This window comes from Kitasatospora sp. NPDC048715 (assembly GCF_043198905.1).
In the GTDB taxonomy this organism is placed as follows: Bacteria; Actinomycetota; Actinomycetes; order Streptomycetales; family Streptomycetaceae; genus Kitasatospora; species Kitasatospora lactacystinica.
This window is the reverse complement of the sequence record NZ_JBICVH010000007.1, coordinates 141,546-157,062: the sequence shown is the minus strand read 5'-3', so window position 1 is coordinate 157,062 and position 15,517 is coordinate 141,546. Positions and strand designations below refer to the sequence as shown.

Genomic DNA, 15,517 nt, shown 5'->3' with positions numbered 1-15,517 from the left:
TCCGGATCCGGCGTACCGCCCGAAGAGCCCCGGCTCCCGCCCGTCGGCTGGGTAGAGTCCCGCCATGGTGACTGTGAACGCGGAGAGCCCGGCGGGCGGGCGGCTGGCCGGCCGCTCCTGTGTGGTGACGGGTGCGGCCAACGGCATCGGGAGGGCGGTCGCCGAACGCTTCGCCCGGGAGGGCGCGTCGGTGGTCGCCACCGATGTGGACGCGGCCGGGCTGGACCGGCTGGCCGAACGATTCCCCGGCGCCGTCAGCACGGTGGTCGGCGACGTGGCCCGGGACGAGGACGCCCGCCGGATGGTGGCAGCCGCCGTCGAGCGGCACGGGCGACTGGACGTCCTGGTGGCCAACGCCGGGATCATCCCCCTGATGGAGATCACCGAGGCCACCGCCGAGGACTGGGACCACGTGATGGCGGTGGACGGCCGCGGCATGTTCCTCACCTGCAAGTACGCGATCGAGGCGATGGCCGCCCAGGACCGGCCCGGCGGCTCGATCGTCTGCCTGTCCTCCATCTCCGGCGAGGCCGGTCAGCGCGGCCAGGCGGTGTACGGTCCCGCCAAGTTCGTCGCCTCCGGCCTCACCAAACACCTCGCCGTGGAATGGGCCGACCGCGGCATCCGGGTCAACGCCGTCGCCCCCGGCACCATCACCACCGCGCGCGTCGCCCGGCTGTACGACGAGCCCGGTGGCCCGGAGTACCTCGCGGCGATCGAGAAGCGGCACCCGATGGGGCGGCTGGGGGACCCGGCCGAGGTCGCGGCGGCCGTCCTCTTCCTCGCCTCCGACGACGCGTCCTTCGTCACCGGGGTCGTGCTGCCGGTGGACGGCGGGTACCTGGCGCAGTAGGGCCGCCACCGGGCGCCCGGCTCCCGGTGAGCAGCTCGACCAGGACGGACACTCCGTCCGCCCCGTGTCCGGCGCCGACCGCCGTCCGGGTGAGGGCGAGCGCCGCGTCCAGCACGGAGGTGTCCAGGCCGCGCGCCCGGGCGGTGTGCGCGACGTGCGCCAGCCCGGCCTCGGCGGAGGCGAGACTGCTGCGGTCGCCCGGATGCCTGCGCTCGTCCGCGCGCTGCGCGTAGCCGTCGATCAGCGGCGGCAGCAGGCGCGGCAGGCCCTGGGCGTACGGGGCGAGTTCGGCGCCGCCGATGCCCTCGGCTCGGGCCAGCGCCAGGGCGTGCAGGTAGCCGTGCACGGTGGTCCAGAACAGGTCGAGCAGGGCGGCGTCGAAGGCGCTCGCCCGCCCCGGGTCCGCGCCCACGTGGCGTACGGTGCCGCCCAGTGCCCGCAGTGCGGCCTCGTGGGCGGCGAAGGCCTCGGCGTCGCCGCTCAGGAGGACGGTGCCCTCCGGGCGGCCGACGGTCGGGGTGGGGGTGAGGACCGCGGTGTCCAGGAGGCGGAAGCCCCGGGCCTCGGCGTCGGCGGCGTTCGCCCGCGCGTCGTCCGGGGAGACCGAGGTGGCGTTGACGACGGTCCGGCCGCGCAGCGCCGTTCCGGCCGCCTCCAGCACGCTCCGGGCGGCCGGCTGGTCGCGGACGCAGAGCAGCGCGAGCGGGGCGTCCGCCACCGCCTCGGCGGCGCTCGCGGCCGACCGCGCGCCGAGGGCGAGCGGCTCGGCGTCCCGGCCCGGCGTGCGGTTCCACACGGTGACCGGATGTCCGGCGGCCCGCAGCGCCCCGGTGAGCGCCCGGCCCATCGGGCCCAGGCCCAGCACGGCAACGGCGGTTCGGGCAGGGGTGGTTGAGGAAGATCGTTCGTTCGGCACGGCGGCTACGCTAGAGCTTCACGCCGACGGCAGAGTCAAGGCGCAGAGGCACGGTGGAACGTCGCGGCGGACGGCGCGGACGCTCCGCCGAGGAGGTGTCCGCGATGCGGATCGGAGAACTCGCCCGGCGCGCCGGCGTCACCCCGCGCGCCCTGCGCTACTACGAGGAGCAGGGGCTGCTCGCCCCCGAGCGCCGCCCCAGCGGCTACCGCGAGTACGACGAGCGGGACGTGGACACCGTCCGGGGCATCCGCACCCTCCTCGCGGCCGGGCTCAACAGCACCGTGATCGCCGAGATCCTCCACGGCCTGCCGCTTCCCGGGCAGCGAACGCCCGGCCCGACCTGCCCCGAGTTGCTCGCCGGCCTGGCCCGGGAGCGCGCCAGGATCACCCGGCAGATGGACGAACTCGACCGGGCCCGGGGCCTGTTGGACGCCATCATGGGTGCTCGGGCGCCGGGCGAGGCGATCCGGTCCGGCCGGATCGGGGCGGCGGAGCGGACGCCGGGCGCGGATGCGGCCCCCGCGGGTGCGACCGCTGCGGGCGCTGCCGCCGTGGGCGCTGCCGCCGTGGGTGCGACCGCCGTGGATGCGACCGCCGGGGACCGTCGCCCGCGGTCGGCGGCACGGAAACTCGATGGCGCGCGCTCCCGGACCGTGCTGGAGTGAGCGGATGGATCATGACGAGGTGCTCGCCCTGTTCGACGACCGGCTCCGGCGCAACGCGCCGCCCGACCCCGGCTGCCGCGTCGAACGCGACGGTGCGGTGATCCGGCAGGTGGGCCCGGAGCACAGCTGGAACGGCGTCGTCTGGTCCGGCCTGGACGAGGCCGGCGCGGACGCGGCGATCGCCGCGCAGGTGCGCCACTTCGCCGGACTGGGCCTGGAGTTCGAGTGGAAGGCCTACTCCCACGACCGCCCCGCCGATCTCGGCGCCAGGCTGCTGGCGGCCGGCTTCACCCCGGAGCCGGACGAGGCGCTGATGCTCGCCCGGATCGCGGACCTGCCCACCGACGCGGCCCTGCCCGAGGGGGTCCGGCTGCTCCCGGTGACCGACCCGGCCGGGGTGGACCTGCTGATGGAGGCCCACGAACAGGCCTTCGGCTCCGAGCACCCGGGGCTGCGCGCGCGGTTGCTCGACCACCTGCGGCACGGCACCTCGACGGTCAGCATGGTCGTCGCGATGGCCGGCGGCCGCCCGGTCAGCGGCGCCCGGATGGAGCTGGTCCCGGACACCGGGTTCGCCGGCCTCTGGGGCGGCGGCACCGCACCGGACTGGCGCGGCCGGGGCATCTACCGGGCCCTCATCGCCCACCGGGCCCGGCTCGCGGCCGAACTCGGCTACCAGTACCTCCAGGTCGACGCGAGCGACCAGAGCCGGCCCATCCTCCAGCGCCTCGGCTTCGCCTGGGTGAGCACGACGACCCCTTACGTGCGCCAGCCGTAGGCCCGGCCGCAGGCGGCCGCGGGCGGCCGAGGGGCCGGGGCCGGAGGGGCCGGGAGTCGAGGGGGCCGGGGCCGGAGGGGCCGGGACCTGGGGAACTGGGCCGATCGGCAGGGGAGTACGGGGGTGCCGCTGCTCAGGATGTGCCGTTCGGTACATGCGGGGGAGGGCCGGCCGGGGTCATCGTTGAGGCACCACGAGCGGGGACCGTCCGGGTCCCCGGGGAGGAGCCTCGGCGTGTTCGACCTCTACCACTACCACCCGCGCGTCCTCGGCACGACGGCCGTCGTGCCCGCCGCCCTCGGCGGCTTCGCTCCCAGCCTCGGTCTCAGCCTCGGTCTCGGGCTCGGCCTCGGCCTCGGGTTCGTGCGCCGGGTTGCCCGGCGGCGATCAGGCCGGGAGCCGTGTCCGGGGCACCGCGGCCGGATCGACCGCGCCCGTGAGCGGGCCCTGCCCGAAGCAGCTGCTCCGCTGAGCCCCGGTGTCGTGCACGGCGGTCTGCACCAGGGAGTACTGGAACGGCACCCCGATCGCCGCCAGCGGCAGAAGTACGCACAGCAGGGCGTGCCCCGGGCCGATCCGGAACGTCCTGCGGCGCACGGCGGCGACGAGCTGCCAGCCGCCCCAGCACACCGAGACGACGGCCAGCCCCAACCCCGCCCAGGCGAGCGGCAGTACGGGGGCCGGGGCGCCGGGGCTGTCCTGGCAGCGGCTCACGAGCCCGTGGATGTCGCCGTCCGCGACGAGCGTCGGCACGCCGCACGCCCACCCGAGGCAGGCGAGCAGCAGCGGGCCGCCCGCCCGGAGCCACCGCGGGGAGCGCTGTTCTTCACTCATACGCCTAGTACCAGTCCGGATTCACGCGGACGAAGTGCAGCTTCTGGTGCCCGCGCTGCTCCTGGAAGCTGTCGATCCGGCCGCCCATGCTCGCGTTCTGCTGGCCGCCGCTGTGCTGGGTGTAGCGGATGTCCCCGTCCGGGGTCACCGCCGTCACCACCGCGGTGTGGTGGACGACGCCCTTCTTGTCCTGGGAGTCCTGGTCGGAGTCCTCCTCGTAGTAGACGATGTCCCCGGGCTTCACTTCGCCCGGCGGGACCTCCTGACCGCCGTGGCGCATCATGAAGTCGTGCATGTTCTGCGCCCCGGCCCAGCTCTTCGAATAGTCGAGCCGCTGGTCGAGCCAGTCGCCGCCCGCGTCGTCGCTGCGTCCCCAGGTGTCGTCCCCGCGCCAGCCCCACCACTGGTCCCACTTGGCGTGCACGCCGCCCTGGCGCAGCGCCTCGGAGGCGAAGTTGGTGCAGTTGTCGTCGAAGACGTCGATGGTGGTGTCGTTCCAGTGCTCCAGCGCCCACTGGACCGTCTTCACCCGGTCGTACTTGGCGTTGGGCCCGCCGCGCAGGCCCACCTTCACGTCGTCGGGGATGCCCGGGAGGTTGGCGAGGGTCACGGGGTCGGAGAGCATCAGCTGCTTGTGCTGGTTGTCGGTCAGCGCCTTCCACCAGTCGGCGACCAGTCGGGGGTCCTGCCCGCTGGGGATGCCCCCGGTGTACATGGACAGTTCGGTCTGCGAGGCTTCGCGCTGGAGCTGGTCCAGTGCCTTGCGCGGGTCGGTCTCGCAGGTCGCGGCGGCGAGCTTGCGCAGTTCGGCGGAGGCCAGCTTGTCGGCCTGGGCGGCCTCGCGCAGCGCCTCCTGGAGCATGGCGTCCACCTCCTGGACGGCGTTGTCGTTCGAGGCCGCCGCGCCGCCGCTGCCGTGGACGGTGGCGGTGGTCTCGTCGACGGTGAGGCCGTACTGCTGGGCCATGTCCAGGGCGGAGTTCAGGGTGAGCTTGGCCCGGGTGATGCCGGCGCTCAGCCCGTCGAGGATCATGACGACGCCGCGCATGATGTCCGCGCCGGCCTCCAGGATCTGGGCCTGCTCCTGGAGCTTGCGGCCGGCGGCCTCGCCGACCTTGTCCTTCCAGTTCTCCTTGAGCGGGTCGACACCGTTGGCATGGATGTCGTTGACGGCCTGCCACGCCTGCTTGGACAGGGAGAGCCAGGAGCCGGCGGCGGCATCGACGTCGATGCTGTTGGCGGCCTTGAGCGCCGCGATGGTCATCGTCACGGCTGCTGCCCCGGTTCCGTGCCCCCGAGGTCACCGAGTGCGGCGTCGAGCCGGCGGGCGTACTCCTGGTCGGCCTGGTCGTAGGACTGCGCCGACTCGTGCAACTGTGAGGAGTAGAGATGGAGTTGATCGACGACCGACTTCACGTGGGCCTGCCAGGCGTCGGCGCAGTCCTTCAGTGCCGGACCGGAGTCCCAGGCCGACATCGCGTCGGCGGCCGTGTGGCTGTTGTCGAGCCAGTGCCCGACGGGGCCGAAGGTCTTGGCGGCCTCCGTGAGGCCGTTCGCCGACTGTCGCAACGCATGTGTCTGGACGTGGATGTGGTTCACGGTCAGGTCCCCCTACCCGGCTATGTCGATCCCGATCGACATGGGTGCGGCCATCGTAACGACCGGTTTGGAAGGGAAAGGTCATCCGAAAGTCATGAAAAAGTAATTCAACGGGGCTGGTTGCCTTGCTTCCTGTCGGACGGTGGGCAGCCGGTCACCGGCGCGGAAACCGGGCCTCGTCCGGACCTGACGGGAAGAGACCGCCCGGGAGGACCTCCCCGGGCTCGCCGGAGAACGCCACCTCGCCCCGGTGCAGCACGTGCACCACCGCGGCCCCGGCCAGGGGGTGCGGCAGCGACTGCGCGGCGAGCACGGCCGCACGGCCGTCGGCGGCGCCGGCCAGCAGGTGGGCGTGCAGCCGCGCGGTGACGGCCGGGGCCAGGCCGCGCTCCGGCTCGTCCAGCAGGAGCAGAGCGGGCCGCGTCGCCAAGGCCCGCCCGACAGCGACGAGTTGCTGCTCGCCACCCGACAGGGCGCCGGCCCGGCGGCCCAGCAGGGCGATCAGCTCCGGGAACAGTTCCAGCACCTCGGCGCGCCCCGGCCCACCCAGGAGCAGGTTCTCGGCCACGGTCAGCGAACCGAACACCCCGCGACCGGCCGGGACCACGGCCAGGCCCCGCCGCACCCGTTGGTGCAACCGACAGCCCGCCGATGTCCCGGTCCCGCCAGAGCGCCCGCCCGCCCGACAGCGGTACCACCCCGGCCAGGGCGTGCAGCGCGCTGGTCCGCCCGGCCCCGTTGCGGCCGAGCAGGACCGTGACGGCGGCGGACGGGAAGTCCAGGTCGACACCGTGCAGCGCCTCCAGCGGGCCGTAGCGGACCCGGGCGGCACGAAGGGCGGCTTCGACGGGAATCAACCCACCCCGGAGGTCGGGCGGTTCGGCATCATGTGGCGGCTCCCCACGCCCGGGTGACCCGGGGATCGGTCAGGACGGCCGCGGCCGGTCCGGCGGCGACCACCCGGCCCTGCGCCATGGCGTAGACGGCATCGGCGAGTTCGGCGACCAGTTCGGCGTCGTGCTCGACCAGCAGCAGCGCCATGCCGCGCTCGGCGAGGCCGCGCAGGACGGACACCAGGCGGGCCGTCTGCGCGGCGTCGAGGCCCGCCGCCGGTTCGTCCAGCAGCAGCACCCGGGGCTCGCTCGCCAACGCCCGTGCCGGCTCCACCAGGCGCAACACCCCCGTGGGCTGCCCACCGGCCGGTTCGGCGGCGATCTCCTGCAAGCCGAACAACCGCAGCGCGCGGGCCGAACGCTCGGCGGCCGTCCGGGCGTCCACCCGTCGGGCGTACTGCTCGGCGCCCACCCGGACGTTGTCGGCCACCGAGAGGGTCGGAAAGACGGCGGTCTGCTGGAAGGTCCGCCCAAGCCCCAGCCGCACCCGCCGGTGCGCGGGCAGCCCGGTGACGTCCCGCCCGCCGAGCAGCACCCGCCCGCCGTCGGGCCGCACTGTCCCGGCCAGACAGTCGAACGAGGTGCTCTTCCCCGCCCCGTTGGGCCCGATCAACGCTGTGATCCGCCCCGCCCGCGCCACCAGGTCCACCCCGCCCACCGCCTCGATCCCCCGTACCGCCGCACGACGCCCCGCGCGGTGAGTCGGGCGGTGGGGGCAGGGCGCTCATGGTCGTGCCCCTGCGCTGTGGAGCGGCCTGCCGTTGTGGGGCGGGGTGGTCATGGCAGTTCCTCCGATGCGGTGATCTGCGCTGTGCGCGTGCGCGTGGGCCTGCGCCTGCGGAAGACGATGCGCCCGTGCGGCCGGCCCCTTGCCCGCGGTCGGCCCGTGCGCTGCACTTTCCGCCGCGGAGAGCAGCGGGTGAGCCGAGAGCCTCGGGACAGCCCTCGCTGCGGTGCCCATCGTTCGGTCACTCGTGGCTGTGACTCGCCGGTGACTTCGCCGGGTGGCTCTGACGGCCCTGCGGTATCGCCCGACGGGTTGGGCGCAGGGGGACCTGGTGATCACGACCGCCCGCCTCGCGCGGTGATCCTCGCTCCCCGGCCCAATCGGCCGGGCCGTACCCCGTGGGGTCGGTGGCAGCCAGGTGGGGCTGAACGGGCCCGCCGCAGCTCGTAGCCGCTGCATTGCTGTTCCGGAGTGTGCGTGCCCTGGCCCGTTGGGCAACGCCTGCCGCGGTCCGGCGGAGACAGTCGTCCCTCTCCCTCCGCGGGCCGTGCGACAACCGCTGTCCGTGGCCGAGGGGCTTGCCGGTCCTTGGCCCGGCGGCTCGGTGGTCCTCGTCGCGGCTGGGGCCGAAGGTTCCGCCGGGTCGCCCGATGGTCTGCGTGGTGGGGGAGTTGAGGATCATCGCCGTCCGTCCCGTGCGATGAGGGACCGTAGTCGGCGGCCGGTCGGGGTGAGGCGGGACGCGGGGAGAGGGGCCGTCGGGGGTGCGCGGCGGCCAGGGAGGGGGAGGGCGGCGATTCCGCCGGGGAGGCGGCCGATCGTGGCGGCGAGGACGCCGACGGCGACGGCGGAGACTCCTGCGACGGTGCCGGCGTCGAGGGGCGACGGGCTCATGGGCGGTCAGCCACTCGGCGGGGCGGACTCGCCCGGACGGGTGGGGCCCGGCCCGGCGGCGGACGGCGAGCAGAGCGGGCAGGGCGTCAGGCCCCGGGCCCGGACGGCGTTCGCGTCCACCGGTGCGGCCAGGTCCTTGCCGGTGACCAGCGGGCAGTCCGGCCGGTGGTAGCGGGTGCCCTCGGGGACGGCCAGCCACCAGGCGTCATCGGTGACATCGGCCTCGCCGGCTTCGTCGGCCTGCCCCGAACGGTCGGCCTGTCCGGAACGGTCGGCCGGGTCCGGTGGAGCGGGCCCGGCGTCCGGTTCGACCAGCAGGTCGTACAGCCGTTCCACCCGTCGGTCGGTCAGATCCGTGTGCTCCGGCGGGGACGGCGGTCGCAGTGCGATCAGGAAGGTCCCGGACACGATCAGTGCCGTGCCGGGGATGGTGGACGAGGTTAGGTAGGGGACCTGCTGCTCGACGAAGCGCTCACCGGAGGTCCCGTACCAGCCGAGCACGCACAGCACCGCGCCGACCGCGGCGAGCAGCCAGCCCGCCCACTCCCGGGCGGTCCGCAGCGGCCGAGTCCGACGGAACCCGTCCCGACGGATCTCGCCCCGGGCGGCCGCCGCGTCGGACGGGCGAACCCTCCGGGGCGTTACGGGTGATTTCTCCGTCAGATTGTGATTCGTCCATGGATCCGCCTTCATGGTGTCACTTGAGACGTTTCCAGGATCGGCCTGGAACAGCATCCGGGACACGGAGAGCGGGGCCCGGGCGGCGCAGTCGAGAGGGAAGACCACCATGCACGTGACGCGAAGCGGCACCCCCGAGGACGCCCGCCGGGCCCGGCGGGCGGCGAGCGTACTGCTCGTCCTGCTGCTCGCGGGTACGGCGGCGGCGTGCGGCAGCGACGGCAAGTCCGGCTCTGCGGCCACCTCCCCGGCGGGGACGGGTGCCACCGTCACGGCGACCGCCACCGAGTCCGCCCCTGCGACGGCCACCGCCACCGCCACCGGCACGGCCCCCGCCGACCCGGCCGCCGCGAAGGGGGAGATCACCACCAACTGGGAGAGGTTCTTCGACCCCGACACCCCGATCGCCGACAAGGCCCAGCTGCTCCAGGGCGGCGACGAACTGCTCCCGGCGCTCCAGGGCTTCGCCCAGGACCCGAGGGTCGGCCAGGTGCAGGCGAAGGTCGCCGGCGTCGCGTTCATCGACGCGAGCGACGCGACCGTCACGTACGCGCTCTCGCTGCAGGGCAACGTGGTGGAGCCGAGCGCGACCGGCCAGTCCGTCCTCGACAACGGCACCTGGAAGGTGTCCCGCTCGACCCTGTGCGGTCTGGTCACCCAGGCCGGCGGTGCCACGGCCACCCCGATCCCCGGCTGCGGCTGACCGGATGCGGCCGACTGCCCTGCCGCGCCGCCCGGCCGACGACGCGCTCCCGCGCCGGCGGCCCGGCCGTGTCCGGGCGGCGGTCCGCCCGGACCGCTCCCGCGGCGCCCTCACCGGCCGCTTCGCCGTCCTCCTGCCGCCCCTCGCCGCCCTGCTCGCCGGCTGCGGCACCGGCTCCCGGCTGCCGGCCGAGGCCTTCGCGACCCGCCAGACCCTCGCCTCCCCTGCTGCGGGAGCCACCGGTGTGACCGGAGCCACCGGTGCGGCCGGGAGCGCCAACCCCGCCTCCGACACCGGGGTCACCGCCACGGAGGTCAGGATCGGGCTGGTCACCTCGCTCACCAGCCCGGTCGGCAGCGAGGTGTTCAGCGGTCCGCGCTACGGCGCCCAGGCCTTCTTCCAGGCCTTCTTCCAGGCCCTCAACGACCGCGGCGGCCTGCACGGGCGCACCGTCCGGCTGGTGACCTGTGACGACGGCGGCAGCGGGGTCGGCAACCAGGACTGCGTGCACCGGCTGATCGACCGGGAACACGTCTTCGCCTTCGTCAGCGGCAGCGTCCTCGACTACGCGGGCGCCCCGTACGTGAGCGGCAAGGCGGCGCCGGACGTCGGCGGCCAGCCGATCGGCACGGAGTACGACCGCTGGCCGCACCTCTACGGGATCTACGGCAGCGGCGCCCCGCGCGACGGACGGCCGGTCGGCTGGAACGGCACGCTCTACCAGGGCACCGAGGTCTTCCGGTTCTTCAAGCAGCGACTGGGCGCGACCAGCGCCGCCGTGGTCGCCCACAACCAGGCCGACTCGACCCGTTACGCCGGACAGCTGAAGGCCGGGCTGGAGGCCGAGGGGTGCCGGGTGCTGCTCCGGACGGTGGACTTCGCGCTGCCGAACTTCCAGGCGGTGGCCGCGGCGGTGCACGCCGACGGCTCGCAGCTGCTGTTCGACGCGATGGACTCCCGGGGCAACGCGGCGCTGTGCCGGGCGCCGGACGAGGCCGGGGTGACGGTGGCGGCGAAGGGCACCAACGTGCAGAACAGCAGTACCCGGCGGTCCACGACTTCCGGACCGCGACGGCCCGCTACCACCCGGACCGGGCCGCCCTGCTGTCCGCCTGGGAGTTGGAGGGCTGGGCGGGCGCGCAGTGGCTGACCGACGCGCTGGACTCCTGCGGCGTCGCGCCGACGCGCTCCTGCGTCGAGGCGTTCATGAACCGCGCCGAGCCCTACGACGCGCACGGCTTGATCCTGCCCGCCTCCTTCGTCCCGCAGCCGCCTCCCACCGGGCCGACCCGGGCGTGCCTGAACGCCGCCCGTTGGCAGGACTCGGCCCAGGGCGGGCAGGGCGGCTGGGTCACCCAGGTGCCGTCGATGACCACGAACTGCTTCGACGTGCCGCAGCTGCCGTACAAGCCGTGGCGCAGGGTCCGATCGACAGCCGACAGCCGACAGCCGACGGATTTCAGCTAACAGCTTTCAGGGAACAGCTTTCAGATGACGGCTAACAGATGACAGATTTCGAAATCTGTCATCTGTTAGCCGTCATCCATTGCTTGTCGTTGCCGGTCGCCCACCCTCACGGCAGCCGCTCGACCACCACCATGGCCGCGTCGTCGTCCAGCCTGCCGCCGACGTGCGCGAGCAGATCGCGGCGCAGGCTCTGCAGCAGGGCGGTGGGGCGCTCGGAGCGCCAGGCGGTGACGCGTTCGGTGAGCGGGTAGAAACGCCGCTGGGCGTCGCGGGCCTCGATCACGCCATCGGTGTAGATGAGCAGCCGGTCGCCGGGCCGGAACGGGAAGGTCTCCGCCTCGTACCGCGCCGGCGCGAGTTCGCCGAGGCCCAGCGGCGGGGAGGGATGGTGCGCGGCGAGGGTGGTGATGCCGCCGGAGCGCAGCAGCAGTGGGGGCGGGTGGCCGCAGTCGATCAGGCGGACCGGGGAACCGTCGTCGGGGATGTCGAGCAGGACGGCGGTGATGAAGGATTCTCCGGCTTCGCCGCTCTCCTCGGGGGGCTCCTCGGGCGAGGGGAGGGGCAGGGCGGACAACGCTTGCAGGCCCTGCCGCTCGCGTCGCTCACGCCGGTCGCGGCGGTCCCGTCGGGACTGTTCGGCGAGCTGGGCGAGGTCCCAGCTGACGCTGCCGTCCAGGTAGGCCGCCAGGTCGGGCAGTTCGGCGTGCAGGTGGGCGGCGGCGCGGAAGGCGCCGAGCAGCAGGGCCGCGTCGCCGAGCGAGGACAGTCCCTTGCCGCGGACGTCGCCGACCAGCAGCCGGGTGCCGGTGGCGGTGCGGGCGGCCGCGTACAGGTCGCCGCCGACCTGCGCCTCGGCCTCGGCGGCCAGGTAGACCGAGGCCAGGTGCAGCGGTCCGATCCGTTCCGGCAGCGGGCGCAGCAGCACCCGCTGGGCGGCCTCGGACACCGAGCGCACCCGGGCCAGCTCGCGCTCGTGCCGCTCGCGCAGCACCCGCAGGCCGACGATCAGCACCGAGACGATCAGCTGCGCGCTCAGCTGGGTCTCGATGTTCGCGCTGGTCAGGCTGTCGCGGACGGCGCCGATGACGGTCAGCGCGGCGAACGCGAGCGCGGCGACCGCGGCGGTGGCCCGGGGTCCGGCGAAGGAGGCGGTGAGGGCGGGGGCGACGATCAGCAGCGGGCCGAGGTGGATGTCCGGCGGGGAGAGGATGTCGACCACGGCGATCAGCACGATCAGCGCGAGGGTCAGCGCCGTCAGCACCCGGCGGTCGGGCAGCCAGGCGCGGCGGCGGTCGGGGGGATGCGTCGCGTTCGAGCGGTGCGGCGCATCGGGACGCTGCCGGAGGGGCACTCCTCCTCTGTACACCGTGGAGGCGGAGGGGCGCACCCGGAAGGGCTCGACCGGCCCCTTCGACCGGCTCTCCGTTAGGCCCCTTCGACCGGCCCCTCCGGCCGGTGTTCCGGGTGGCTCCCCCAGGTCAGCCCTCCTGGCCGTACCGGGCCAGGTAGTCGGCGAAGCGGGCGACGTCCTCGTCGGACCAGTCGGTGAAGCGCGCGGTGAAGGAGAGCCTGCGCTGCTCGTTGGCGTCCCGCAGCAGGGTGAGGCCGGCCTCGGTGGCGCGCAGGATCTGGCCGCGCTGGTCGTCCGGATCGGTCTCGCGGGCCAGCAGGCCGAGCTTCTCCAGGGCGGTGACCTGGCGGCTGACGGTGGACTTGTCGAGCATGAAGTGCGCGGCCACGTCGGCGGCCCGGCAGCCGCCGCGCTCGGTGATCAGGTCGAGGATGCTGTACGTGACCAGGGAGAGGTCGGGGTGCAGCTGGGAGGCCTTGTGCCGGGCGCGGCGGGCGAAGGCGGTCAGCTCGCGCTGGATGGTCTCGATGGACGACTGGCGGCCGGGCACGGCGTTCCTATCTCCTCGATATTTGTTGCACTATACAACGGATTTGCCCGGGGTCGCACGCTGCTCCGGTGCTCGCCGCTCCGGCGCTCATCGCCCTGCTGCCCGTCGCCCTGCTGCCCGCCGCCCCGGCGCTCGCTGCTCCGGTGCGGCCCGCCATGCGCGGGCGGCGGTGATCCGCCTGGTCGCACTCGGGTGAGTGGCGAACAGTAGCTCAAGCACCCTCGGCGGGTCGACATCCGAGACGTTCGCCACGGCCAGTCTGCGCTGCATGGCCACGAACTGCTCGACGTCCCCGGTCAGTTCGAGCGCGTGCCGGTCCGCCCTGGCCTCGATCCGGCGGCTCACCGCGCACTGCGGCGGCCCCGACAGCGTGCCCAGCAGCGCCGCGAGCGCCGCCAGTAGCGGCAGCGCCCGGGGGTCCGCCGCGTCCGTCGCCCCGGCGGCGTCCAGCAGCGGCGGCCAGGCGGCGAGCAGGCCGAGGACGGCCACCGCGACGGCCGCGCCGACCGCGCCCAGCGCGGTGCCGACCGGCACGTCCCGGTGCTTGACGTGGCCCAGCTCGTGCGCGACCACCAGCTCCACCTCGCGCGGCTCCGCGGTGGTCAGCAGCGTGTCGTACGCGACGATCCGGCGGGTCGCCCCGAACCCGGAGACGTACGCGTTGAGCGCGGTGGTGCGACGGGAGGCGTCCGCGACCAGGACGTCCCGCACCCGGACGTCGTCCCGTTCGGCCAGCGCGAGCAGCGCGGTGCGCAGCTCCCCGGGGGGCATCGGGGAGAAGCGGTTGAACACCGGCTCGATCAGCAGCGGATGGAGGAAGGAGAGCGCGGCCGTCAGCAGCGCCGCCGCGCCCGCCGCCGGCAGCCACCAGTGCTGCGGCGACCAGGCGGTCAATGCGAACAGGCCCAGTGCGAGCGGGAGGACGAGGACGAGGGTGAGCGCGAGGCCGCGTACGGCGTCCAGCGCCCAGCCGGCCCAGCCCTGGGTCACCAGCCCGTACCGGGCCCGGACGGTCCGCGCCCCGGCGCCGAACGGCAGTTGCAGCGCCTGGCCGAGCACCACCAGGGCCGCCGCGCCGGCCAGTACCCCGGCCGTCCGGGAGCCGCCGAACCAGCCGCCGACGGCGGTCACCAGGGCGGCACCGGCCGGGGTGAGGCCGAGCAGCAGGGTCAGCGCCAGGCCCGCCAGCCGTCCGCCCAGTGCCCACGGCAGCTGGGCTCGGCGCAGCGCGCGGCCCCGGGCGCGCTCGTCGGGGGTGAAGTCCGGCGCGGGGGCTTCGCCGGGCGGGGTGCATTCGGAGGTCGCGGGCTCGGCCGTCACGGTCTCGGAGGCCATGGTCTCGGAGGCCACGGCCTCGGGGATCGCGGCCTCGGGGATCGCGGTCTCGGGGTTCGGGGGTTCGGCGGCCGGGGGTTCGGCGGCCGGGGGTTCGGCGGCCGGGGGTTCGGGGGCCGGGGTGGTGTCCATGGCGGGGTGCGGCTCTTCCGGTCGGGTCGCGGGAGGGGCGGTACGGCGGTTCGGCGATTGTCCAGCGGTGGTCCAGCGGTGATTCAGCATGGCGTACCCGACGGGGCGATGCGCATGCCGCGGCCCGGCGGTCGCCCGCGGGCGGCGGTTCACTCCTCGGTGGGCCCGGTGGCGCCGTGGACGCCGGAGCGCAGCAGTTGGTGGCCGAGGTCCACCAGGGCGCGGCCGACCGCGAACTCGTCGCCGACGGCGGGGGCCGGGGCGTCGCGCGGGTTGCGGCGGGAGCGGGCGTCACTGTGCAGCACGTCGCCGTCGGCGTTCAGCACGGCGTGCACCCGGGTGGTGTCCTCGTCCTCGACCACGTGCAGGCTGAGCTGCCAGTCCTTGGTGCGCACGGCACCGGGGGCCGATTGCTCGACGCCCTCGCCGCCGGCCGCGACCGGCGGCGGGGCGGCCACCGTCCCGTCGGCGCGGACGATCACCACGGGGCAGGCGCCGTGCACGGCGCAGCGGGTGGACACCGAGCCGAGCAGCGTCCGGGCGAAGGTGCCCCGGCCCCGGCTGCCCAGCACCAGCAGGTCGGCCCCCGCCGCCGCCTCCAGCAGCACCTCGGCGGCGTGGCCGAGCACCAGGCTCTCCCGGACCTCCACCGAGCGGTCCGGGCCGAGGATCTCGTTGATCTCGGCGCTCAGCGTGCGGCGGGCGGTCCGCTCGAAGCCGTCGTCCACCATCGGCGCGAACCACCCGTACAGCGAGGGGTACTCCCAGGCCGCCACCGCGTGCACCGCCGCGCCGGTCAGCACGGCCTGGCCGACCGCCCAGCGCAGGGCCGCCTTCGACGGCCCGGAGCCGTCGATCCCGACCACGATCCGGTGCTCCCGGGTGAGGGACGGGGGACTGCCGCCCACGGCGGAGATCTGATTGCTGCCCATCACGCCACACCTCCCGGCCTTCGGCGCGGGATTCGCTCCCTGCACACCACGCTGCGCGCCCCGCCCGCCTCCGCGCCAGGGACACGGTGGCCGGGTCGGCCGGGGCCATTGGGACGGTCGGGCCAGGGGGCGTCCGGCGACCGGCCGGCGATGCCGGGCCCCCGATGCCGGGCCCCTGATGCGCGGTCGGCGATGTCCGCCGGTCGA

At 74.8% G+C, this 15,517-nt stretch carries 15 protein-coding genes and 2 pseudogenes; 5 read left to right on the top strand and 12 right to left on the bottom strand.

The window, feature by feature from the left end; all coding sequences use genetic code 11:
• Positions 1-64: 64 nt before the first annotated feature.
• Complete coding sequence (locus ACGFSC_RS15805) at positions 65-853, top strand: SDR family oxidoreductase (protein ID WP_359904367.1); 789 nt, start codon at positions 65-67, stop codon at positions 851-853.
• Here ACGFSC_RS15805 and ACGFSC_RS15800 read toward each other — a convergent pair.
• The gene (locus tag ACGFSC_RS15800) at positions 807-1,769 is read right to left on the bottom strand and encodes an NAD(P)-binding domain-containing protein (RefSeq protein WP_359904364.1); all 963 of its coding nucleotides are present in this window, start codon (positions 1,767-1,769) and stop codon (positions 807-809) included. The genes ACGFSC_RS15805 and ACGFSC_RS15800 overlap by 47 nt on opposite strands.
• 104 nt (positions 1,770-1,873) lie before the next feature.
• On the opposite strand from ACGFSC_RS15800, the gene ACGFSC_RS15795 reads away from it, so the two are divergent.
• Positions 1,874-2,437, top strand: a complete 564-nt coding sequence (locus ACGFSC_RS15795; RefSeq protein ID WP_392863476.1) for a MerR family transcriptional regulator — start codon at positions 1,874-1,876, stop codon at positions 2,435-2,437.
• A gap of 4 nt (positions 2,438-2,441) precedes the next feature.
• Entirely contained in the window at positions 2,442-3,215 is a 774-nt protein-coding gene (locus ACGFSC_RS15790; RefSeq protein ID WP_359904361.1) for a GNAT family N-acetyltransferase, read from the top strand.
• A 387-nt stretch (positions 3,216-3,602) separates the two neighbouring features.
• Here ACGFSC_RS15790 and ACGFSC_RS15785 read toward each other — a convergent pair whose 3' ends face one another.
• The 7 genes and pseudogenes from ACGFSC_RS15785 to ACGFSC_RS15755 form a co-directional block, all read right to left on the bottom strand.
• A complete protein-coding gene (locus ACGFSC_RS15785) occupies positions 3,603-4,049 on the bottom strand; it encodes a hypothetical protein (protein ID WP_359904358.1) in 447 nt (148 codons plus the stop codon).
• A gap of 4 nt (positions 4,050-4,053) precedes the next feature.
• Positions 4,054-5,313: an amidase domain-containing protein gene (locus ACGFSC_RS15780; RefSeq protein WP_359904434.1), complete on the bottom strand. Its 1,260-nt coding sequence runs from the start codon at positions 5,311-5,313 to the stop codon at positions 4,054-4,056.
• Between the two features lie 2 nt (positions 5,314-5,315).
• Entirely contained in the window at positions 5,316-5,648 is a 333-nt protein-coding gene (locus ACGFSC_RS15775) for a type VII secretion target (RefSeq protein ID WP_359904355.1), read from the bottom strand.
• 154 nt (positions 5,649-5,802) lie between these two features.
• On the bottom strand, positions 5,803-6,234 hold the full coding sequence (locus ACGFSC_RS15770) for an ATP-binding cassette domain-containing protein (protein ID WP_359904352.1): 432 nt from the start codon (positions 6,232-6,234) through the stop codon (positions 5,803-5,805).
• 124 nt (positions 6,235-6,358) lie between these two features.
• Positions 6,359-6,505: pseudogene (locus ACGFSC_RS15765) on the bottom strand (ABC transporter); the annotation flags it as partial.
• Positions 6,506-6,533: 28 nt separating this feature from the next.
• Positions 6,534-7,199, bottom strand: coding sequence for an ATP-binding cassette domain-containing protein (locus tag ACGFSC_RS15760; protein ID WP_359904349.1), 666 nt, complete (start codon positions 7,197-7,199; stop codon positions 6,534-6,536).
• A 969-nt stretch (positions 7,200-8,168) separates the two neighbouring features.
• Positions 8,169-8,951 (bottom strand): hypothetical protein, encoded by a 783-nt coding sequence (locus ACGFSC_RS15755; RefSeq protein ID WP_359904346.1) that lies wholly within the window; start codon positions 8,949-8,951, stop codon positions 8,169-8,171.
• Here ACGFSC_RS15755 and ACGFSC_RS15750 point away from each other — a divergent pair.
• Complete coding sequence (locus ACGFSC_RS15750) at positions 8,950-9,543, top strand: hypothetical protein (RefSeq protein ID WP_359904343.1); 594 nt, start codon at positions 8,950-8,952, stop codon at positions 9,541-9,543. The genes ACGFSC_RS15755 and ACGFSC_RS15750 overlap by 2 nt on opposite strands.
• 181 nt (positions 9,544-9,724) lie before the next feature.
• A pseudogene (locus tag ACGFSC_RS15745) lies at positions 9,725-11,010 on the top strand (ABC transporter substrate-binding protein).
• 106 nt (positions 11,011-11,116) lie between these two features.
• Here the strand turns inward: ACGFSC_RS15745 and ACGFSC_RS15740 are convergent.
• The 4 genes from ACGFSC_RS15740 to ACGFSC_RS15725 form a co-directional block, all read right to left on the bottom strand.
• The gene (locus ACGFSC_RS15740) at positions 11,117-12,271 is read right to left on the bottom strand and encodes a PP2C family protein-serine/threonine phosphatase (protein WP_380348463.1); all 1,155 of its coding nucleotides are present in this window, start codon (positions 12,269-12,271) and stop codon (positions 11,117-11,119) included.
• Between the two features lie 217 nt (positions 12,272-12,488).
• Positions 12,489-12,911 (bottom strand): MarR family transcriptional regulator, encoded by a 423-nt coding sequence (locus ACGFSC_RS15735; protein ID WP_359904334.1) that lies wholly within the window; start codon positions 12,909-12,911, stop codon positions 12,489-12,491.
• A gap of 87 nt (positions 12,912-12,998) precedes the next feature.
• Complete coding sequence (locus tag ACGFSC_RS15730; RefSeq protein ID WP_359904331.1) at positions 12,999-14,378, bottom strand: M48 family metalloprotease; 1,380 nt, start codon at positions 14,376-14,378, stop codon at positions 12,999-13,001.
• A 149-nt stretch (positions 14,379-14,527) separates the two neighbouring features.
• A complete protein-coding gene (locus ACGFSC_RS15725; protein WP_359904328.1) occupies positions 14,528-15,310 on the bottom strand; it encodes a universal stress protein in 783 nt (260 codons plus the stop codon).
• Between the last annotated feature and the right edge of the window lie 207 nt (positions 15,311-15,517).